Origin of the sequence: Pseudoduganella guangdongensis (assembly GCF_009857475.1) — a bacterium.
Lineage (GTDB): Bacteria > Pseudomonadota > Gammaproteobacteria > Burkholderiales > Burkholderiaceae_D > Rugamonas > Rugamonas guangdongensis.
On record NZ_WWCJ01000001.1, the window covers coordinates 160,496 to 180,574 of the forward strand.

Here is a 20,079-nt window from a genome sequence, read left to right on the forward strand (position 1 = left end):
AAAAAACCTTGCATGCAAGGCAGGCTTATGAAGAGACTCACCCGCACCGCAATCGCTGCCGCCGCGCTGGCCCTGGCCACTGGTTCCACCCTGGCCGCCCCGCTGGGCAAGCTGCGCGGCATGCGCCCTGCGCCGGCGCTTGCCGCCAGCGGCCAGCACTGGGACCTGGCGACCGAGTCGGGTGCCATCGTGCGTGTGAGTTTGCTGCGCGACGATGTGCTGCGTATCTGGGCCGGCCCTAAAGGCAAGCTGACCGATGCCGGCGACAAGGCGGCGGCCATCGTGGTCGGTACGGCGACCGAACGTGTCGAGCATAGCCTAAGCGAACAGGCCGACCATATCTTGCTGCGCACGGCGAAACTGAGCTTGCGCATCGATCGCAATCCGTTGCGTTTCGCGCTGTACCGCGCCGGCGAGGCGCAGCCGTTGTGGCGCGAGGTGCAGCCGCTGGAGCTGGGCGAGAAAGCCAGCGTGCAGACGCTGTCCAGCGACAAGGCGGAACGCTTCTTCGGCGGCGGCCAGCAGAACGGGCGCTATGAATTCAAGGGGCGCCAGCTGGACGTGTCCTATTCCGGCGGCTGGGAAGAGGGCGACCGGCCCAGCCCGGCGCCATTCCTTATGAGTTCGCGCGGCTGGGGCATGCTGCGCAATACCTGGGCCGACGGCAGCTACGACTTGCGCCAGCACGATGTGGTGGCGCTGCAGCATGCCGAGCCGCGCTTCGATGCCTACTACTTTGTCGGCAAGGACGTGCGCGATGTGCTGGCGCGCTATACCGAGTGGACCGGCCGCGCGCAGATGCTGCCGCGCTGGGCGCTGGAATACGGCGACGCGGACTGCTACAACGACGGCGATAACGTAAAGAAGCCGGGCACCGTGCCGAAGGGCTGGAGCGACGGCCCGACCGGCAAGACGCCCGACGTGGTGGACAGCGTGGCGCGCAAATACCGCGAACACGATATGCCGGGCGGCTGGATCCTGCCGAACGACGGCTATGGCTGCGGTTATACCGATTTGCCGCAGACGGTGCAGGGCTTGGCGAAGTACGGCTTCCGCACCGGGCTGTGGACCGAGAACGGCGTCGACAAGATCGCGTGGGAAGTCGGCAAGGCCGGCAGCCGCGCGCAGAAGCTGGATGTGGCGTGGACCGGCAAGGGTTACCAGTTTTCGCTGGACGCGAACAAGTCGGCCTATGACGGCATCCTGAATAATTCCGACAGCCGTCCCTTCCTGTGGACGGTGATGGGCTGGGCGGGCACGCAGCGTTATGCGGTGACCTGGACCGGCGACCAGAGCGCGAGCTGGGACTACATCCGCTGGCATATTCCAACCCTGGTGGGCTCGGGCTTGTCGGGCCAGGCGTATGCGACGGGCGATGTGGATGCGATCTTCGGCGGCAGCCCGGAGACCTTCACGCGCGACCTGCAGTGGAAGGCGTTCACGCCGGTGCTGATGGGGATGTCGGGCTGGTCGGCCAATGCGCGCAAGCATCCGTGGTGGTTCGATGAGCCTTACCGCAGCATCAACCGCAAGTACCTGAAACTCAAGCTGCGCCTGACACCGTATATGTACACGCTGGGGCGCGAGGCGGAGCAGACCGGCGCACCTTTGGTGCGCGGCCTGATGTGGGATTACGCGTCCGATCCGTCGGCGTTCAGCGAGGCGCATAAGTACCAGTTCCTGCTGGGGCGCGACATGCTGGTGGCGCCGGTGTACCGCAGCCAGGCGGTTTCGCAGGGCTGGCGCAAGGGGATTCACCTGCCGCAGGGGACCTGGTTCGACTATTGGGATGGGCGCCAGGCTACTGCCGCTACCGCTGCGGGGCGCGATCTGGATATGCAGGTGTCCCTCGACAAGCTGCCCGTGTTCGTGCGGGCCGGGGCGATCTTGCCGATGTACCCGGAGGTCTTGTATGACGGTGAGAAGCCCAAGGATGTGCTGACGCTGGACCTGTATCCGCACGGCGAATCCTCGTTCACGCTGTATGAGGATGACGGCAATACCCGCCAGTACCAGCAGGGCGCGTTCAGCCAGCAGCTGCTGCGGGTGCGCGAAGGTGGTGGCCGCGTGGTGGTCGATGTTGCGCCGGTCGAAGGCAGCTATGCCGGGCAGGAGGCGCGCCGCGCCTACTCGCTGCGCATGCTGGCGCGCCAGCGTCCAGCCAGCGTGAAAGCTGGCCGCGCACTGCCGGCGCTCGCGGATCGAGCGGCGTGGGAGGCTGCGCCTGAAGGCTGGTTCTACGACCCGAACGACCGCACCGGCACGCTGCATGTGAAGACGGCGAAACAGGACATCCGCCAGCCGCTCAGCATCACCGTGCACGGCACGCAAACCGTGGCGGCAAGCGACGGCGACTTCCCCTCCGCACCGGAACTGGGCCGCGCCCTGCCGCCGGATGCGCTGCTGGTGGTGAACCGCCCGGCGGAAGAGCCAGGCCACCCCTTGGAAAACGCCTTCGACGACCAGGCAAACACCTGGTTCCGCACCACACGCAACCAGTCGATCCGCACCGGCGCGCATGAATGGACCATCGGCTTCACCGAGCGCCGCCTGGTGGACGGCATCGAGATCGCGCCGCGCAGCGACGAGCACTGGAAGCACGGCCAGGTGCGCGATTACGAAATCTATATTGCTGACAGCAACGGCGAATGGGGCAAGCCAAGCTACACCGGCCGCCTGAAGCTGCAAAAGGAAACGCAAACCATCAACTTCCCCGCCACCGCCGGCCGCCTGCTGCGCTTCCGCGTGCTGAGCACGCAGAACCCGGAAGGCGAGGGCGCCGCCGCCACCGACCCGATGGTCACCGCAGTGCAGCCCGGCAGCGCGCCGGCCAAAGCAGTCAATGCCCTGCAGCCGCTGGAAGTCGGCCCGATCGCGCTGTCCACCTTCCGCATCCTTGAGCACCGCGCCAGGGACGGCAGCGAACAGCAAAGCTTCCTGTCCGACCTGCCGCTGCCGAAAGGCGTGGGACGCGATCGCCCCGCCGGCAAAGGCAAGGCAATGCGCATGAACGGCCTGTGGTTCCGCAAGGGCCTGGGCGTCGGCGCCGCCAGCCGCATCGACCTGCAGCTGGAAGGCAACTGGAACCTGCTGCGCGCCGACCTTGGCGTGGACGACAGCTGCCGTAGCGCCGGCGGCCTGCAGTTCCAGGTCTGGAGCGGCGAGCGCCTGCTGTACGACAGCGGCCTGGTGAACGCGCCCGCCGTCGTCAAGCCGGAAATCGATGTGCGCGGGTTGAGGCAACTCAGCCTGCGGACCCTGGGTGCGCGCGGCGCCCAACCCGCCCAGGTTTGCGGCAACTGGGCCAATGCCGTACTGCTAGGCACCGAGGGCGCCACCGTCCGAACGCGCTGACCGCACATTTTTCGTCAAAAGAACGAACCCCTCTTCGGACCGGGGAGGGCGTGTTGCAAACTAAAATAAGGAGAGGCATGTGGAACTGAAGAAATTGATCGCTGCATTGGCAGCAATTGGACTGGCTGGCGGCGCTGTCGTGGCCCACGCGGCCGAGGGCGATGACAAGAAGGACGAGAAGGGCGAAAAAGTCCATCGCGTCGAAGTCACCGGCTCCAGCCTGAAACGCATCAACGCCGAAACCGCATCGCCGGTGCAGGTGATCGACGCCAAGCAGATCGAAAACATGGGCGCCCGCACCCTGATGCAGGTACTCGACAACCTGCCGGCCGCGCGCCCCGCGCAGCAAGACTTCCGTTCCATGTTCACCGGCTCCGACGGCGGCTCGCAGGCCAACCTGCGCGGCCTGGGCGCGCAAGGCACCCTGGTGCTGCTGAACGGCCGCCGCCTGTCCTTCTACGGCGCGCCGGCCGGCTTCCAGACCATGTTCGTCAATATCGACGCGATCCCGGCGGCGGCGATCGAACGCATGGAAATCCTGACCGACGGCGCCTCCGCCGTCTACGGCTCCGACGCGGTGGCCGGCGTGATCAACGTCATCACCAAGAAGAACTATCAGGGCCTGGAGGCGCGCGCCAGCATCGACCATTCGAGCAAGGTATCGGCCTATGGCGAACGCCAGGCCAGCCTGGTGTACGGCAAAGGCGATGTCGGCAACGACGGCTACAACGTCATGGCCTCGCTGAACGTCTACCAGCGCGACCGCATCTCGCTGGCCGACACCTACGACAAGCGCCCGGCGCACTTCTACGTCAACAACCCGAACTTCATCCCGAACTTCCGCATCGGCGTCGGCAGCGAGCCGGGCCAGCCCAACCCTGGCACCTTCTTCGTATTCGATCCGGCCAAGGGCAACGCCCGCACCCAGCGCGCGGTGGCCGGCTGCTCCACCCTCATCACCGAGGCATCGGGCACGCGCTGCGTCTGGAACAACCTGCCGTACTCGCTGGACACCGGCCCCACCTCCGACCGCGTGACCGGCTTCCTGTCCGGCCGCAAGAAGTTCGGCGACGACCTGGAAGCGTTTGCCGAAGCCGCTTTCACCCACATCCGCCTGCGCGGCGAGAACGGCCCGCGCAGCTTTAACAGCGGCACCGTCAACAACTGGTTCTCGCGCAATACCGGCAACAAGCTGATTACCTTCACCCAGCCCTACCTGGGCCCGAACAATGTGTACCTGAAGGGCAAGCTGGACGCCGACATGGCCGCCAAGATGGGCGGCGCCGCAGGCCTGAACTACATCCTGCAGGACGCCCAAGGGCACTTTGGCCAGAAGAACGAGGACGACAACTACCGCGTGCTGGCCGGACTGAAAGGCCACCTGACCGGCAGCTGGGATTTCGAGACCGCGCTGGGCGTGGCGGGCAGCCACTCCACCCTGTTCCAGACCACCAATATCAACACCAAGGGCTTTGAGAAAGCCTTCGGTCCGACCCGCGTTGATCCGGTTACCGGCCGCACCTTCATCTCCGACAACCCAGCCTACAAGTTCGGCGAGATCAGCGAAGCCAATGCGGCCCTGCTGCGCGAGGCCTATCCGACCTTCGATATCCAGTCCTGGACCAAGCTCATTACCTTCGACGCAAAGCTGGAAGGCACCCTGTTCAAACTGGGCGAGCGCGAAGTGCGCGCCGCGGTCGGCACCAACCTGATGCGCGAGAGCTTCGAAACGCCGGGCAATGCCGACGCGGCCAATGGCCTGATCACCCAGCAGGGCGGTTCCTGGTTCGACGGCCGCCGCACCGTGAGCGCGCTGTTCGGCGAAGTGGTGGTGCCGGTGACCGACAAGCTGGAGGTCAATGCGGCGGCGCGCCTGGACAAATACCCGAACTTCTCCGCCAACCTGGCGCCCAAGCTGGGCGTGACGTGGCGCGCGATCCCGCAAGTGATGGTGCGCGGCACCTACTCGGAAGGCTTCCGCGCACCCAACCTGGCCGAATCGGGCAGCGGCGGCGTGTTTGCCCAGGTGGGCGGCATCCGCGACACCGTGCGCTGCGACGAAACCAATGCCATCGCCAAGCTGCTGCAGAAATCCGTGACCCAGACCGAGCAGGACCTGGGCAAGACGCTGCTGAACTCCAACTGCTCGACCACCGTGGGCGGCCTGACCCCGCCCAACCCGGACCTGCAGCCGGAGAAGGCCAAGATCTCCACCTTCGGCCTGGTGCTGCAGCCGGCCAAGGACGTCAGCATCTCGCTCGACTACTGGTTCGTGTACCGCCGCGACGAGATCGTGCGCCAGGACTTCAACCAGCTGTTCACCCAGCTGGTGGAGAAGCATGGCCCGGCGCTGACCGGCACCAGCCAGGCGATCCGCAATCCGCTGTCCGACGCCGACCGCGCCAATATGGCCGCCGTGGCGACCATGTGCGCCAACCCGGCCAACGCCGCAGCCTGCGCCGGCACCTTGCCGGGCTACTCGGTGGGCAACCTGGGCGGCTTGATCAACTCCTACTCGAACCGCGGCCGCACCCTGCTGGACGGCTTCGACATCGATGCGCGCGCCCGCTGGTCGCTGGGCGAATACGGCAAGCTGGGCACCGGTGCCGCGCTCACCATCCGCAAGCGCGAGACCTACAACTACGAGGACGGCGGCGGCTTCTCCGGAAACTACGTCGGCTACTACGATTCGCCACGCCTGCGCGGCACGTTGAACGCCGACTGGAGCTACAAGAACTTTGTCACCAGCCTGTTCATCAACTACACCGGCAAGGCGAAGTGGGCCTACGGCGACTACGACAAGGACAACACGCCGGAAAAATGCACTGCCGCCGGCGTCTCGCTGCCGCAGGACCTGTGCGGCGGCCAGCCTTCCTACACCACCGCCAACCTGGGCCTCAACTGGAAGGCGACCAAGCAGCTGGATGTGAACCTGAACATCAAGAACGTGACCAACAAGATGCCTTACTACGACCCGAACGGCTGGGAAGGCTACAACCACGCACAGAACCTGTTCGGCCGCACCTTCGCGCTCTCGGCCAGCTACAAGTTCTGGTAACCTGCGCATCAACATTGAGAGGCTTTTGAAAAGATGGACAAGCAATTCAACCGACGACACTTCCTCACCGCCGGCGCCGCGCTGGCGGGCAGCCTGCTGCTGCCGACCGCCTTTGCGGCCGGCGGCCGCGAGAAGCTGCGCCTTGGCATGATCGGCACCGGCATGCGCGGCCAGGTGCTGCTGCGCGAGCTGGTGCGCCGCGACGATGTGGAAGTGGCCGCCCTGTGCGATATCGAACCGATCATGCTGGGCAAGGCCCTGGCCATGGTGGAGAAGGGCGGCAAACCCAAGCCGCGCACCTACGGCGAGGACGGCGACAAGAACGCCTACAAACGCATGCTGGACTCGAAGCAGCTGGACGGCGTGATCATCGCCACGCCGTGGGAATGGCATGCGCAAATGGCGATCGACGCCATGCAGGCGAAAGTGGCTGTCGGCTGCGAAGTGGTGGCCGGCATCACCCTGAAGGACCACTGGGATGTGCTGGATACGCAGCTCAAGACCGGCACGCCGTATATGCTGCTGGAGAACGTGTGCTACCGCCGCGACGTGTTGGCGGTGCTGCAGATGGTGCGCGCCGGCCTGTTCGGCGAGCTGGTGCACCTGCAGGGCGGCTACCAGCACGACCTGCGCGCGGTGAAGTTCAATAGCGGCGATCCGGCCAAGCCTTACGGCGGCGGCGTGGAGTTCGGCGCCAAGGGCTGGTCGGAAGCCAAGTGGCGCACCGAGCACTCGGTGCAGCGCAACGGCGAGCTGTATCCAAGCCACGGCATCGGCCCGTGCGCGATGTACACCAACATCAATCGCGGCAACCGTTTCACCCGCATCAATGCCTTCGCCAGCAAGGCGCGCGGCCTGCATGACTACGTGGTGAAGCAGGGCGGCGCCAGCCACCCGAGCGGCAAGATCAAGTTCAGCCTGGGCGATATCGTGACCACCACGCTGTCGTGCGAGAACGGCGAGACCATCCTGCTGCAGCACGATACCTCGCTGCCGCGCCCATACTCGCTGGGCTTCCGCGTGCAGGGCACCGACGGCCTGTGGATGGACCTGAACCGCTCCATCCATATCGAAGGCAAGAGCAAGCCGCACCAATGGGAGGACTTCCAGGCCTACCAGGACAAGTTCGACCACCCGCTGTGGCGCAAATACGCCAGCGAAGCGGCCGGTGCGGGCCACGGCGGCATGGATTACTTCGTGATCCACGCCTTTGTCGAAGCGCTGAAGGAGCGCGCGCCGATGCCGATCGATATCTACGACGCGGTGACCTGGAGCGCGATCACGCCGTTGTCGGAGCAGTCGATTGCGCAGAACTTCCAGACCCTGGACTTCCCCGATTTCACCCGGGGCCATTGGAGCAAGCGCAAGCCGATCTTCGCCTTCGACGACCGCTACTGATGAAGGCGCCGCGCCCCCGCACGACGCTAGCGTCGCTGTGCCTCGGCCTGGCGGTGCTGGCCGTGCAAGGGCCGGCGCGCGCCCAGTCCGAACCGTACAAGGTATTCGACACCAGGCCTGTCTTCACGGAAGGCCCCTTCCTGTCCGCGCTGTCCGACACCTCGGTGTCGGTGGTGTGGATGACGGATGCGCCCAGTCACGCCAAGGTGGTCCTGCGCGACGGCGACACCGTGCGCGAGTTCGAACCGCAGGTCGACGGCTTGGTGCCGGTCGGCCAGCGCCACGTGGTCACGCTGGAAGGGCTCACGCCCGGCAAGCGCTATAGCTACGAAGCGGTCGCCACGCGCGTGGTCAGGCTCAAGCCGTACTGGCCGGACAAAGGCCTGAGCAGCAGCAGCGCGCCCGCTGTTTTCACCACCTTCAGCCCGCAGCAAAAGCGCGTTTCCTTCAGCGTCGTCACCGACACACACGAAGACACGGCGCGCATCACCCGCCTGATGAAGATGGTCGACTGGGCCGGCAGCGATGCGCTGCTGCACCTGGGCGACGCCTTCCACTGGATCGATTCGGAAGAACAGTTGTGGGCCAAATGGCTGCGCCCCACCGTGGCCGCCCTGGGTCCGGGTAAACCGCTGCTATTCGCACGCGGCAACCACGAACTGCGCGGCGCCTATGCACGCCAGCTGGCCGGGTATGTGCCCACGCCGGAAGGCAGCTACTATTACGCCCGCAGCATGGGCCCGGTGCACCTGCTGGTGCTCGACACCGGCGAGGACAAGGCGGACGACACCAACGTCTACGCGCGCCTGAACCGCACCGTGCCATACCGCGAAGCCGAACTGGCCTGGCTGCGCGCGCATGCGGCCAGCAGCACACACCTGGCCAGCGCACCGTTCCGCGTGGTGGCCATGCACCAGGGCGACTGGGGCTGGCTGCCCGACAACGGTGTGGCGTGGACCGCCCTGGCCAACCAGGCGAGGGTGGACCTGGTGATCGCCGGCCACGACCACGCGTTCTCCTACCATCCGCCCGACCAGACGCACGCCTATCATCGCCTGATCCTGGGCCAGGACCAGCTGGCGCGGATCGACGCCACGGCGCGTGAGCTGACCGTGCGCATTCTCTCGGACCAAGGCGCCCTGGTCCATGCCTTGATCATCCCCGCCCGCGACTAGTTGATGTAGTATTGCCGTTCTCTTAACCAATATCGAAGAATAAGAGGACGACAATGAAGTTGAAGTTTGCGGCAGCCGCACTGGCGTTGGGCCTGCTGGCGCCGGGTGCCTATGCGCAGGAGCAGGAGCAGGAGACCGCCCCTGGGCTCGAATCGGTGCTGGTGGTGGGGCAGCGCCCCGGTCCGGGCCTGTGGAAAGTATCCAAGGATGACCACGTGATGTACGTCTTCGGCAAATACGGTCCGTTGCCGAAGAAGATGGAATGGCGATCGCATGAGGTGGAAGCGATCCTCGCCAAATCGCAGGAATACCTGTCGGAGCCCGCACTCGACGCCAAGCTCGGTTTCTGGGGCGGCGTGAAACTGGCGGCCTCCATACCGCAAATGCTCTCCTTTCAGGAAAATCCGGACGGCGCCATGCTGCAGGACGTGGTGCCGCCTGAAGTGTATGCGCGCTGGCTCGTACTCAAGGAAAAGTACCTGGGCGACAACCAGAAGGTGGAGAAATTCCGTCCTATCTTCGCCTCTGCGACGCTGTTCAAGGCCGTGTTGGAGCGCGCGGGCCTGACCTCCAAGGACCAGATCGACGGCACGCTGCAGAAGCTGGCGAAGCGGTCGAACGTCAAGGTCACGCCAGCGCTCGTCGAAACCGCGCTGCCGGACGCCGGTCAGTTGCTCAAGGATTTCAAGAGCGGCAAGCTCGATGATGCCGAATGCTTCTCGGCCACGCTGGCGCAGTTGGAAGCCGACATCGACCAGATGCGCGTACGCGCCAATGCCTGGGCCGTCGGCGATATCGACACCATCCGCAAACTGAGCTTCGCCGACCGCGAAGGCGCCTGCTACGCTGCGGTGGTAGGCAGCACGGCGTTCCAGGCGCGTCCCGAGCTGGTGGCAATGCGCGCCAAGGCGCGCGCGCTATGGCTGGAGAACGCCGAGAAGGCGCTGGCCAGCAATGCCACAACCTTCGCCGTATTGCGCATGAACGAGATCATGTCCCCGCATGGCCTGATCGCCGCCCTGCAGGCGAAGGGCTACAAACTCGAGAGCCCGGAATAAACTGCAATGATGAAGAAACTGATTCCGTTTGCCGTCGCCGCCATGCTGGCCGGCGCCGCCTGCGCGCAGGAGGAGCTGGCCGCGCCGGAAGGCGAGCAGGTTGTGATCACGGGCCAGCGCCCCGGGCCGGGCCTGTGGAAGGTCAGCAAGGGCGAGCACGTACTGTACGTCTTTGGCGACTATGCGCCGCTGCCGACCAAGATGGATTGGCGCTCGCACGAGGTGGAAGCGATCCTGTCCAAATCCCAGGAGTACCTGCCCAAGCCGGACTTCGGCATTTCCGTTGGCTTGTGGGGCGGGCTGAAAATGCTGCCCTTCGCCATCGGCTTCAAGGACAATCCGGACGGCGCCAAGCTGGTCGATGTGCTGCCGGCGGAAACCTATGACCGCTGGCAGGTGCTCAAGGCCAGGTATATCGGCAATGATTCCGGCATCGAACGCGAGCGCCCGATGTTCGCCGCGACCACGCTGTACAAGAACGGCCTGGAGAAAAATGGCCTGACCATGCGCACCGGCGTCAGCGAGAAGATCCACAAGATCGCCCAGCAGTACAAGGTGAAAACCACTTCCAGCAGCGTGCATATGGCGCTGGACGACCCGGCCCAGGCGCTCAAGGCGTTCAAGAAGTCGCCGGGCGCCGATACCAGCTGTTTCATCAAGACCGTCGACAATCTGGAGAGCGACCTCGAGGCCATGCGGGTGCGCGCCAATGCATGGGCCATCGGGGATATGTCGAAGATCACTTCGCTCAACTTCGCCGAACGCGATGAGGCCTGCAAGGATGCCGTCATGAAGAACGACGCGTTCAGGTCGAACGAGAAGCTGGTGCAGGCGGAGAAGACCATTGCCGGCAAGTGGCTGGCCAATGCGGAACGCGCGCTGGAGGCCAATAACACCACGTTTGCCGTGCTGTCACTGGCGCGCATTCTGGACCCGAAGGGTCCGCTGGCCGAGCTGAAGGCCAGGGGCTACAAGGTGGAAGCACCCGAGTAAGGTGCGCGGCGAGCGCCCCCGGCGGGGCGCTGCGCCGGCTTAGGCGCGTTTGGCCAGCGGCGCGGGCGCGCCGCCCAGGCGCACCTGCTGGTGGCTCGATGGCACCGGCTTCAGCCCCGCGCCCGCCTTGCCCTTGGTGCCGGCTTGCGCCGGCAGCTTGAATACTTCCAGCGCTTTCGCCACTGCCTGCGCCTGCAGGTCCAGCACGCCGGTGGCGCTCGAGGCTTCTTCCACCATCTGGCTGTTCTGGCGCGTTACTTCATCCAGCTGCACGATGGCGTCCTTCACCTGGTTGACGCCGTTGCTTTGCTCGCGCGTCGCGCCGCTGATTTCGCCCATGATGTCGGCCACCTGACCGATGGCGGCAATCACCGCATCCATGTCAGTGCCCGCCGACGTGGCGACGCTGGCGCCGGCTTCGATCTTATCGGCCGAGGCATCGATCAGGGCCTTGATGTCCTTGGCTGCGGCCGCGCTGCGTTGCGCCAGGTTGCGCACTTCGCTCGCCACCACCGCGAAACCACGGCCGCTTTCACCCGCGCGCGCCGCTTCCACCGCCGCATTCAGCGCCAGGATATTGGTCTGGAATGCGATGCCGTCGATCAGGCCGATGATGTCCACGATCTTGCGCGAGGACTGGCGGATATCGTCCATCGCCGTCACCACCTGTGCCACGGCCACGCCGGTGCGGCCGGCCAGCGCCGTCGCTTCGCTGGCGACGCTGTTGGCGGTGTTCACGTTGTCCGCAGTCTGGCTCACGGTGCCGGTGATCTGGCCCATGTGGGCGGAGGTCTGCTCCAGGTTGGCCGCCTGCGCCTCGGTACGCGCGGCCAGGTCGAAGTTGGCGGTGCGCACTTGGGTGGTGGTGCTGCGCGTCAGCGCGAAGTTGCCGCGAATGTCGCCCAGGATCGAGGCCAGGTTCAGGTTCAGCTGGCGCACAAAGGCTTGCAACTGGCCCAGTTCATCGTGGCGGTCCACCGCCATGCGGGTGGTCAGGTCGCCGCCGGCCAGGATGCGGGTGGCGTTGATGCAGGCCTGGACCGGCGCCACGATGGCGCGGTGCAGGTTATACCAGCCGTACAGGGCCAGCGCCGCCAGCAGAACGGCCTGCACGTGCAGCGCGCTGTCGGGGTAAGGCAGCACCGCATGCAAGGCCATCGACAGCGCCAGCAGGGCCATGCTGCCGAAGGTGAAGGCCATGCGCTGCGACAGCGAAATATCGCGCAGCGCCTTGGCCAGCTTGCGGCGGCCGCGCGCGGCGGCGGCGCCGCGCTGGATGCGCACGCCGTCCGGATTGGGGCCTTTCACGGTGCGGTACAGGCGCTCGGCATCTTGCACCTGTTCGCGTTTCGGCTTGGTGCAGACCGACATGAAACCGGTGGTGCGGCCTTTTTCGATCACCGGGGTGACGTTGGCGATGCACCAGAAGAAGCCGCCTTCTTTGCAGCGGTATTTGACCAGGCCGCGCCATGGCTCGCCGGACATGGTCGTGCGCAGCATGTCTTGATCCACTTCGCCCGGCATGTCCGGGTGGTGCAGGGCGGCTTGCGGGCGGCCGTGCAGGTCTTCTTCGGAGTAGCCGCTGGTGGCAACAAACGTCGAATTGGCGTAAGTCAGGCGGCCCTGCAAATCCATGGTGAGGACGATCGGCTTGCCGTCTTCAAGGAGGGTTTCGTGTTCGGCTGTGCTGCGCATGTGGGAGACTTTGCTTCAGGGTGGAAGGATCGCCGAGCATACTAGCAGATAGGCTTTTGGCCGGGACGAGGCCATGCTCTAAGCATGGCCTTTCCGTGGTATTTTCGCAAAACCGTTGTTTCGCGGTTAATTAAATTATGACTATTTGGCGACCTTCGCGCCGACCAGCTTGGCCACCCCGGCCAGCGTGGTTTGCGCCGCGTTCAGGCCAAGCAGGAAGTCCTTGTCCGAATAGTTGGCGTACAGGTCGGTCGGCTGGTGCCAGTGCGGATTCCAGCCGGCGCCGATCTGTTGCCCGCGCTCGTTCTCGCGCAGCGAGATCGACGGCACCAGGTCCATGAACGGCGTAGAGTCGGTATTGGTCATGTGGAAGCCCACGGCGGCCGGGTAGTTGGTGGCATAGCGGTCGTTCGCGGCGCGCAAGGCCCAGGCCAGTTTGGCCGAACCTTCCGACTGTTTCGACTGCGACTGGAACTCGATGTTCACGTCCGCTTCCAGGCGCTGCTCTTTCGGCAGTTCGTATACCGGCTGGCCCTTGGCATCCAGCACCGGCTTGCCGGCGGCGTCCAGCTTCGGTACCGGCATGCCGTGGTCGAACAGCATCATGTCGTGCTGGATCATGCCGAGCCATTTCGGCTCGGGGTATTTGCCCGAGCCTTTGGGCGATTCAATGCCCTGCAAATCCTTGCGCTGTTCGACATAGGCTGCCGCGCCATTCAAGCCGGTTTCCTCGTTGTTCCACAGGGCGAAGCGGATCGAGCGTTCCGTCTCCACGCCGGGCTGGCTGAAGATGCGCGCCAGTTCCATGACCAGCGCGGTGCCGGAGCCGTCGTCGTTGGCGGCTTCGCCAAAGCCGATGCCGTCCATGTGGGCGCTCACGATATACATTTCGTCCGGACGGGTTTTGCCGATCTTGGTGCAGTAGACGTTTTCGCGCAGCGAGGTGCCAAGTGGCGTCGGTTCGGCGTTCAGCGCGCGCAGGCGCTCGTCCGGCTGTTTCATCGGGTCGTTATTGACGCCAGTCGGCGCGCGGTTGCCGAACAGGGTGCTGCCGCCCTGGCCCGGTGCGCCGCCGGCGCCGCCGCCCGCAGCCACGGCAGGCTTGCCGCGCGGCGCAGGTTCGGTGAACTGGTACTGCAGGCGCTCCACATTGGAGCAACCATAGGCCTTCAGCTGTGCCTCGATCCAGTCCAGCGCCTGGCGGTTGCGCAGGGTGCCCTGGCGACGGTCGCCGAACTTGGTCAGGCTCTTGATGGTTGCCTTGTACTTTTCCAGCTCCAGTTGTCCGACCAGCACGGTGATCGGGTCCGTCGGCACTGCGGCCGGCTGCTGTTGTTGTGCAAAGGCGTGCGGTACTGCCAGGGAGAAGGTCAGGGCCAGCGCCATGCTGGCGGCGCTGCGGCGTGCGGTCGGCGTCATCGGAAATCCTCGGAATGTCACAATGCCGAAGATGATGGCAGATTTGCGGGCTGGCGAAAGCAGAGAATTGTTGCGCGGCTGTTACATGCGGCGGAGGCCGGTGTTCCGCAAGGACAACGCCCGGCCTCCGCCATATACTACTTTTGGGTGCTGAGTTCCGGTTTGTACTCGATGATCTCGCCCACAATACTGTCCGCATTGCGCGCCACATCGTCCAGGTACTTGTCGTAGGAGCCGGCTCCGTTGACTTCATCGTACGCCTGGCTATACATCCTGGTGTCGTTGTCGAAGTCCTTGAAGCCTTCCTTCAGCCGCCCGGCCACGATAACTTGCGCCTGGCCCGAAGCCCAGCTACGCCATACCGCGACATTGCGCCCGAGTTTTTCCCATACGGCCTTGTTGGTTTTCAGTGCCGCCGTATTGGCAACGCTGCGCCCCGGCTTGATGTAGAAGCGCGTCAGCACTGCCTTGTTCGACCAGTTGCCGGCTGGCGAGGTGCTGAGCTTTTCATCGAAGGTGACGAACATGGTCGGCGCCGATTTGGAAATGTGCGGCAGGATCATGGTTTCGTAGTGTTTGGTGTGCTGGGCCGACAGGTCTCCGCGTCCTTCCAGCGCGGTCCAGCCGTTGGGGCCTTCGTTAATCTGGAAGGCGCCCGAGTCGGGGCCACTGAGCACTTCGTATACGCGCCATTTCCATTGGCCGCTGTGGTATTCCTTGACGTGGGCTGCCAGCGCTTTCCTGAAGGCGGCCATATGGCCATCCTTGACCCACACGCGGTCGCTGGTCAGGACCACCGCGGGCGGGGTTTGTGCCATGCCGAACAAGGGAAGCAACAGGACAAGCAAGATTGTCTTTTTCATTTTTAGCCTCTCGTTTTTGTTGTAAAGATCGGCCTTGCGGACTGATCAGTATAGGCAGCCCGCAAGCGAAAGGATAATGAATTGTTCCTATTGGTAGAACCTCGAACGGCACGGAGGGAACGCCAATTACATCTTCTTGAAATGCAGGTTGCGCACTTCGTCCACGACCACCTGGAATCCGGTCACCTCCTGCTTCTTGCCGCGAATAAACTTGATGCCGGCCATGAAGCGCTTGTCGCCCGCGAACCGGTCACGCTGCGTGGGTTTGAAGTTCACGCTGCCAGCGCGCAGGTTGCTGGCGGTGAGCACGCCTTGCCCGGCGGTGAACACGTACGATGCGTCCAGCTCCTCGTTATAGAAAGTGCCGCTGAACTGCGCCAGTTCCTCTTGCGTATAAGGCGCCGGTTGGTACGGTTCGTACACTTGCGGGTCGCTGCCGCTCATGCTGTAGTGGATCTTCTTATCGACAAACCGGATCATGAACTTGTCGTCGCCTTCGATTTTCACCTGGAAGGCCCCATCGCCCAGCGGAATCATCTCGCGGCCTTCCGCACCATCGGCGCGGCTGAAGTAAAGGATGCCGTCCTTGAGGTAGACCTTGCCGGCCAATGCCCGCACCGGGTTCCAGTAATTGCCCTCGTACTGCTGCAACTGCTGGGGACTCAGCTTCACAGCCTTGATCTTGTCGTACTCGATGTTCGACGGTTCAGGGAACTGGTCTTCCAGCAGCACGGTCGCCAGGCGCATGCCATAGCTGCCGCTATAGGCCAGGCCAGAGCTCAAGGTGATGACGGTAAACTTCTGCGCGGGGAAGCTGAAGATCGAGCTGGCGTAGCCGCCGTAGCCGCCGATCATATAGACCTTGGGGATACCCCGTTCCTGCCCCACGTGGTGCTGGCTGAAGTTGGAGATGCTGGAAATGTCCTTCACGGTTGGGCCGCCATCGAGCCGAATGGGCGTATTGAGCTTGCTGGCAATAGCCTTGATGCCCGGCGCTTGCGATGCGAGGTGGGCGCGCCAGCGTGACAAATCGCTCACGGATGAATACAAGTTCATCGGGCCCGCGATGCCGCTGCCGTAATCCTTTTTGTAGGCGCCATTCTCGCCGGCCCGGTACGGCACCGCCGTATTGGCCAGTGGCAGGTTACTGTCGTAGACGAAGACCGTGTTCGACATGCCGAGCGGTTTGAAGATCTGGTTTTTGCAGAATTCATCGAAGGCTTGCCCCGACACGGCTTCCACGATCTTTGCCAGCAGCACCAGGCGTGTATCGCCGCCGGGAGAGAATGCTTTGCCGGGCTGGAAGTTCAGGGCCTTCTGGTTGCGGATGAGTTGCAGGATGGTCTTGTGCTGTTCTGGCTCCTTGGACTCCCAGCCGGCCAGCGATTTCAGCACCCTGTAGCCGGGCAGGCCATCCGTCGAACTGAGCAAATGCCGTACCGTGATCTTCGCGCCGAAATCGGGCAGTTCGGGCAGGTACTTGCGCACGTCCTCGTCCAGCTGGATTTTGCCCTGCTCCTCCAGCATCAGGGTGGCGACGGCAATGAACTCCCACGCCATCTTATCGACCTGGAATTTGGTGTCGACGTTAGCCGGGATCTTGTGTTCGAGATTGGCGCTGCCGAAAGCCTTTTCATAGACGACTTTGCCGTCCTTCAGCGCGACAATTGCCAGCGCCGGCTTGTCGGGGGAGTTTACGTCGCTGAGGATCTTCTCGATCGCCTGTTGCGACGCCGGATCGATGACGCCCGCCGCGTTGGCAGTGAATGGGAGCGATGCGACGTACCAGAGCGCCAGGTACTTTGCCAGGTTGTTGTTCATGGTGCCTCCTTAGTTAGCCTGGATGGTTTCAACGACTTTGCGTGCGACAGATGCGGTGGCGGAAGGATCTTGTCCCGTGATGATGTTTCCATCCGCAACGTGGAAGTTGTCGCCGAATTTCGTGGAGAAGACGAAGTTGCCGCCGTTCTTGCTGATTTCCTTGTCGATCGAGAAGGGGAAGGTCTTGTAGTACTCGGCCTTCGTATCCTCGAAGATGTCGGGGAAGCCGGTTACCTTTTTGCCGGCGAAGAGTGGTTTGCCGTCCTTGCCTTTGAGGTGGGCAATGCCCGCCGTGCCATGGCAGACGGCGGAAACGACACCGCCGCTTTCGTAGATCCGGCCCGCGATGTCCTGCAGCCCCTTGTTCTCGGCCACGCCGAACATGGCCGCACCGCCGCCGCTGTAATAGACCGCCTTGTAGTCGCCCGCGTTAACTTGCTCCGGCTTGAGCGTGTTCTTGAGCAGGGTCATGAAGGCCGGGTTGTACAGGTGCTCTTTCTGGATGCTGTTGGAGGTTTGGATGTAGCCGAGCGGGATGGCGCCGCCATTCGGGCTGACGAAGTCCACCACGTAGCCGCTCTTGATGAAGATGTCATAGGCGACGGCAATCTCTTCGAAATGATTGGCCGTATTCAGCTTGGTACTGCCATAGGTATGCTGGTTGGAGGTAACGAACAGGATTTTCTTGGCCTTGGGCGCCTCTTTCCAGGTATAGCTCTTTTGCACGATTTTCCATGCGCCCTTATATTTCAGAAGCAGGAAATAATCGGTGTATAAGCGGGAACCAGGGATTAATACCTCGACCTTGGCCGTCGCTATATTGTTTTCAATATCGATCGACAGGATGCGCCCACGGCGATGGTTTTTACTGCCGGGGACGAAATTGGCAATGTATTGCTCGCCGGAGCGGATCAGCAGTTCATTGGCTTCATTCACGGTGTAAAGCTTGAAATCCGGGTGGAAGGCATTTCGAAGCCGGGCCGGCTCGCTATTGGCCGTGCCCTCCATATAATCGTTCAGGGTTTGGGTTATCTGCTCGGTATCGGATTGGGCGCGTGCCGGATCGGGCAGGCCGAGGAACAGGCAAACGCCGAGAACGGCGCTCAGGAAAGGATGCAGACTCATTGTGACCTCACGTTGTAGACGGGAGCTACAACTTAGCGGTCAGCCGGCTAGCTGGAGTCGCGAAGCATGATTTCGGACTCCGGATACATAATTTCGCAGTGCTTAGGGGGCTGCCCCGGCCCGGAAGCTGGCCGGGGTTTGCCCAGTGACCTTCTTGAAGGCAGCGAAGAAAGTGGAGTTGGAGTTAAACCCGCTGCGTTCGGCGACCAGTTCCATGTTGAGGTGGGATTCGCGCTGCAGCAGGTCTTTCGCGTGCTGGATGCGGAATTCGTTAATGTACTGGTTAAAACTTTTGCCCAGGTTATCGTTAATGACCTGCGAAACCGTGGTCTGCAAATTACCAACCTTCTTAGCCAGCAGCGCCAGGTTTAAATTCGGATTCAAATACAACTGCTGCCCCCGCATTACTTCGTCCAAAGAGCTGATTAATGCGTGGGCCTCCATATCGTCCAGCTTCCGATTCTGGTATTTATCTTTTTTCGCCTCGGCTTGCAGGAAAAAGGTCAGGATGGTGACATGGATGGAAAAGGTAAATGACAGCGCGCCGACGATATATGAAGTAATCGGCGTGCTGACATAAGCAGCGAGAATCAGGACGCTGCTGAAATAAACACTGTGCAGCAAGATGGTCTGGCGCGAAAAAACACGCGCCAGCCATAATTCCCGGCCCGCCAGCAGCAAATAGGTGAACCAGTAAATATGGATGCCACCCATGACGTGGTGCCAGATGTATGGATACGAAGAGTAGGGGAAGACGATCCCCAAGCCCACGAGAAAGACTGCCAGCATGACGTGCCAGCGCCAGTGTTTGCCGATGGCGCTCTGTTTCAGGTCGGCCAGATAGCAGTGAACGTACAGGTAGGTCAGCGGACCGATCAACAGGCAGGCCGACATCCCGACCTGGAGGAACTCGACCGCAAGGTCGGGATTGAAGTAGTAAAAGGTCGATTTGCCGGTGCGCACGCCAATCGCGACCAGCAAGGCGCCCAGCATGCAGTTGGCCAGGCGCTGCGTGCGACGGCTGAACAGGTAGCACGCCAAGAGCAGGCCATTGATCGCGCCGAGTGCACTAAAAAGGAAGAGAAGTTGTTTGGAAAGCATGTCGACGCAGCCTGGCGGAAATTGCTGGCATTGCAACATCGGCATGCGATCTTGTCAACCACCATGAAAGGCGCATAGAATGCGGGGCACGCGGGTGTAGTTCAATGGTAGAACGGCAGCTTCCCAAGCTTCATACGAGGGTTCGATTCCCTTCACCCGCTCCAATCCCCCTCTTGCACTCGCCATGGCCAAGACTAGCTTCCAGGTGTTGCTGTGTGGCGATGCGCGCATCAAGGCAGTGGATGCGCACAGCGTCCAAACGTTTTCCCGGCATACACATGAACAGTTCGGCATCGGCCTTGTCACGCGTGGCGCGCAGAAGTCTTTTAGCTGCCGAGGCATGGTCGAGGCCGGTGCCGGCGACCTGATCACCGTCAATCCCAACGAAGTGCATGACGGTGCTCCGCTGGGCGATGCCGGACGTAGCTGGAAGATGCTGTACCTCGAGCCAGGCCTGGCAGCGGAGTTGCTGCGGGATGGCTGCGGCGATAATGCCGGCGCCGGTGTCACGGCGCCGGGCGCCCTGGAGTTCCATGCGCCCGTGCTGCGCGACGCTGCATTGGCCGCGGCTTTTGTGCGCGCCTATGACAGCGCCATCTCGACGTTGCCAGGCGCGCGCCTGGCGGCAGAGCAGCATTTGCTGGATCTGTTGGCGAAAGCGCTCCTGCGCCACCGATATGCCAAGGCACGCTCCGTAGCACCAACCAGTGCGGCGCAGTCCATGATGCTGGACGACCCTCTCTCTGACTGGTCGCTTGCCGAACTGGCCCAGGCTTGCGGCATGAGCCGCTTCCAGCTGGTGCGTGCCTTCGCTCGCAACACTGGCTTCACGCCCCATGCCTACCTTGTGCATCGCCGCATCTTGCTGGCGCGCCAGCTGATCGCTGGCGGGACGCCGTTGGCCGAAGCCGCCGCCGCCAGCGGTTTCGCAGACCAGAGCCATATGACCCGCGTTTTTGTTCGCAAGTACGGTATCTCACCGGGCGCCTTTGCAATTTCGTTCAAGACCTGAATTCCTG

Annotated in this window: 13 protein-coding genes and 1 tRNA gene; 8 read left to right on the top strand and 6 right to left on the bottom strand. The window is 63.1% G+C overall.

Annotation, left to right across the window (positions count from 1 at the left end; translation table 11 throughout):
• Nucleotides 1-27 precede the first annotated feature (27 nt).
• The 6 genes from GTP41_RS00760 (at nucleotide 28) to GTP41_RS00785 (ending at nucleotide 11,036) form a co-directional block, all read left to right on the top strand.
• A complete protein-coding gene (locus GTP41_RS00760; RefSeq protein WP_161023642.1) occupies nucleotides 28-3,354 on the top strand; it encodes a TIM-barrel domain-containing protein in 3,327 nt (1,108 codons plus the stop codon).
• Between the two features lie 79 nt (nucleotides 3,355-3,433).
• The gene (locus GTP41_RS00765; RefSeq protein WP_161023643.1) at nucleotides 3,434-6,412 is read left to right on the top strand and encodes a TonB-dependent receptor plug domain-containing protein; all 2,979 of its coding nucleotides are present in this window, start codon (nucleotides 3,434-3,436) and stop codon (nucleotides 6,410-6,412) included.
• A 33-nt stretch (nucleotides 6,413-6,445) separates the two neighbouring features.
• Nucleotides 6,446-7,810 carry a Gfo/Idh/MocA family protein gene (locus GTP41_RS00770; RefSeq protein ID WP_161023644.1) on the top strand — a complete coding sequence of 455 codons (1,365 nt, stop codon included), beginning with the start codon at nucleotides 6,446-6,448 and terminating at the stop codon, nucleotides 7,808-7,810.
• Nucleotides 7,810-8,985 carry a purple acid phosphatase family protein gene (locus GTP41_RS00775; protein ID WP_161023645.1) on the top strand — a complete coding sequence of 392 codons (1,176 nt, stop codon included), beginning with the start codon at nucleotides 7,810-7,812 and terminating at the stop codon, nucleotides 8,983-8,985. Before GTP41_RS00770 ends, GTP41_RS00775 begins: the two co-directional genes overlap by 1 nt.
• A gap of 53 nt (nucleotides 8,986-9,038) precedes the next feature.
• Nucleotides 9,039-10,043, top strand: a complete 1,005-nt coding sequence (locus GTP41_RS00780) for a TraB/GumN family protein (RefSeq protein WP_161023646.1) — start codon at nucleotides 9,039-9,041, stop codon at nucleotides 10,041-10,043.
• Between the two features lie 6 nt (nucleotides 10,044-10,049).
• Nucleotides 10,050-11,036 carry a TraB/GumN family protein gene (locus GTP41_RS00785; RefSeq protein WP_161023647.1) on the top strand — a complete coding sequence of 329 codons (987 nt, stop codon included), beginning with the start codon at nucleotides 10,050-10,052 and terminating at the stop codon, nucleotides 11,034-11,036.
• Nucleotides 11,037-11,075: 39 nt separating this feature from the next.
• On the opposite strand, the gene GTP41_RS00790 is transcribed toward GTP41_RS00785, so the two are convergent.
• From GTP41_RS00790 to GTP41_RS00815, 6 genes are all read right to left on the bottom strand, one after another.
• Nucleotides 11,076-12,731 carry a methyl-accepting chemotaxis protein gene (locus GTP41_RS00790; RefSeq protein ID WP_161023648.1) on the bottom strand — a complete coding sequence of 552 codons (1,656 nt, stop codon included), beginning with the start codon at nucleotides 12,729-12,731 and terminating at the stop codon, nucleotides 11,076-11,078.
• A 141-nt stretch (nucleotides 12,732-12,872) separates the two neighbouring features.
• Nucleotides 12,873-14,150, bottom strand: a complete 1,278-nt coding sequence (locus GTP41_RS00795; RefSeq protein WP_161023649.1) for a M28 family peptidase — start codon at nucleotides 14,148-14,150, stop codon at nucleotides 12,873-12,875.
• A gap of 137 nt (nucleotides 14,151-14,287) precedes the next feature.
• Complete coding sequence (locus GTP41_RS00800) at nucleotides 14,288-15,013, bottom strand: hypothetical protein (RefSeq protein ID WP_161023650.1); 726 nt, start codon at nucleotides 15,011-15,013, stop codon at nucleotides 14,288-14,290.
• Nucleotides 15,014-15,139: 126 nt separating this feature from the next.
• Nucleotides 15,140-16,834 carry a serine hydrolase domain-containing protein gene (locus tag GTP41_RS00805; RefSeq protein WP_161023651.1) on the bottom strand — a complete coding sequence of 565 codons (1,695 nt, stop codon included), beginning with the start codon at nucleotides 16,832-16,834 and terminating at the stop codon, nucleotides 15,140-15,142.
• 9 nt (nucleotides 16,835-16,843) lie between these two features.
• Nucleotides 16,844-17,959 carry a nuclear transport factor 2 family protein gene (locus GTP41_RS00810; protein ID WP_161023652.1) on the bottom strand — a complete coding sequence of 372 codons (1,116 nt, stop codon included), beginning with the start codon at nucleotides 17,957-17,959 and terminating at the stop codon, nucleotides 16,844-16,846.
• 102 nt (nucleotides 17,960-18,061) lie between these two features.
• The gene (locus GTP41_RS00815; RefSeq protein ID WP_161023653.1) at nucleotides 18,062-19,105 is read right to left on the bottom strand and encodes an AraC family transcriptional regulator; all 1,044 of its coding nucleotides are present in this window, start codon (nucleotides 19,103-19,105) and stop codon (nucleotides 18,062-18,064) included.
• Nucleotides 19,106-19,150: 45 nt separating this feature from the next.
• Here GTP41_RS00815 and GTP41_RS00820 point away from each other — a divergent pair.
• Nucleotides 19,151-19,224, top strand: a tRNA-Gly gene (locus tag GTP41_RS00820).
• A 20-nt stretch (nucleotides 19,225-19,244) separates the two neighbouring features.
• Nucleotides 19,245-20,072: an AraC family transcriptional regulator gene (locus GTP41_RS00825; protein WP_161023654.1), complete on the top strand. Its 828-nt coding sequence runs from the start codon at nucleotides 19,245-19,247 to the stop codon at nucleotides 20,070-20,072.
• Nucleotides 20,073-20,079 lie beyond the last annotated feature (7 nt).

Coding starts and splice junctions, on each gene's coding strand:
- GTP41_RS00775 (WP_161023645.1), top strand. CDS start 7,810: ATGAAGGCGCCGCGCCCCCGCACGACGCTAGCGTCGCTGTGCCTCGGC.
- GTP41_RS00760 (WP_161023642.1), top strand. CDS start 28: ATGAAGAGACTCACCCGCACCGCAATCGCTGCCGCCGCGCTGGCCCTG.
- GTP41_RS00790 (WP_161023648.1), bottom strand. CDS start 12,731: ATGCGCAGCACAGCCGAACACGAAACCCTCCTTGAAGACGGCAAGCCG.
- GTP41_RS00815 (WP_161023653.1), bottom strand. CDS start 19,105: ATGCCGATGTTGCAATGCCAGCAATTTCCGCCAGGCTGCGTCGACATG.
- GTP41_RS00810 (WP_161023652.1), bottom strand. CDS start 17,959: ATGAGTCTGCATCCTTTCCTGAGCGCCGTTCTCGGCGTTTGCCTGTTC.
- GTP41_RS00800 (WP_161023650.1), bottom strand. CDS start 15,013: ATGAAAAAGACAATCTTGCTTGTCCTGTTGCTTCCCTTGTTCGGCATG.
- GTP41_RS00795 (WP_161023649.1), bottom strand. CDS start 14,150: ATGACGCCGACCGCACGCCGCAGCGCCGCCAGCATGGCGCTGGCCCTG.
- GTP41_RS00785 (WP_161023647.1), top strand. CDS start 10,050: ATGATGAAGAAACTGATTCCGTTTGCCGTCGCCGCCATGCTGGCCGGC.
- GTP41_RS00805 (WP_161023651.1), bottom strand. CDS start 16,834: ATGAACAACAACCTGGCAAAGTACCTGGCGCTCTGGTACGTCGCATCG.
- GTP41_RS00780 (WP_161023646.1), top strand. CDS start 9,039: ATGAAGTTGAAGTTTGCGGCAGCCGCACTGGCGTTGGGCCTGCTGGCG.
- GTP41_RS00825 (WP_161023654.1), top strand. CDS start 19,245: ATGGCCAAGACTAGCTTCCAGGTGTTGCTGTGTGGCGATGCGCGCATC.
- GTP41_RS00770 (WP_161023644.1), top strand. CDS start 6,446: ATGGACAAGCAATTCAACCGACGACACTTCCTCACCGCCGGCGCCGCG.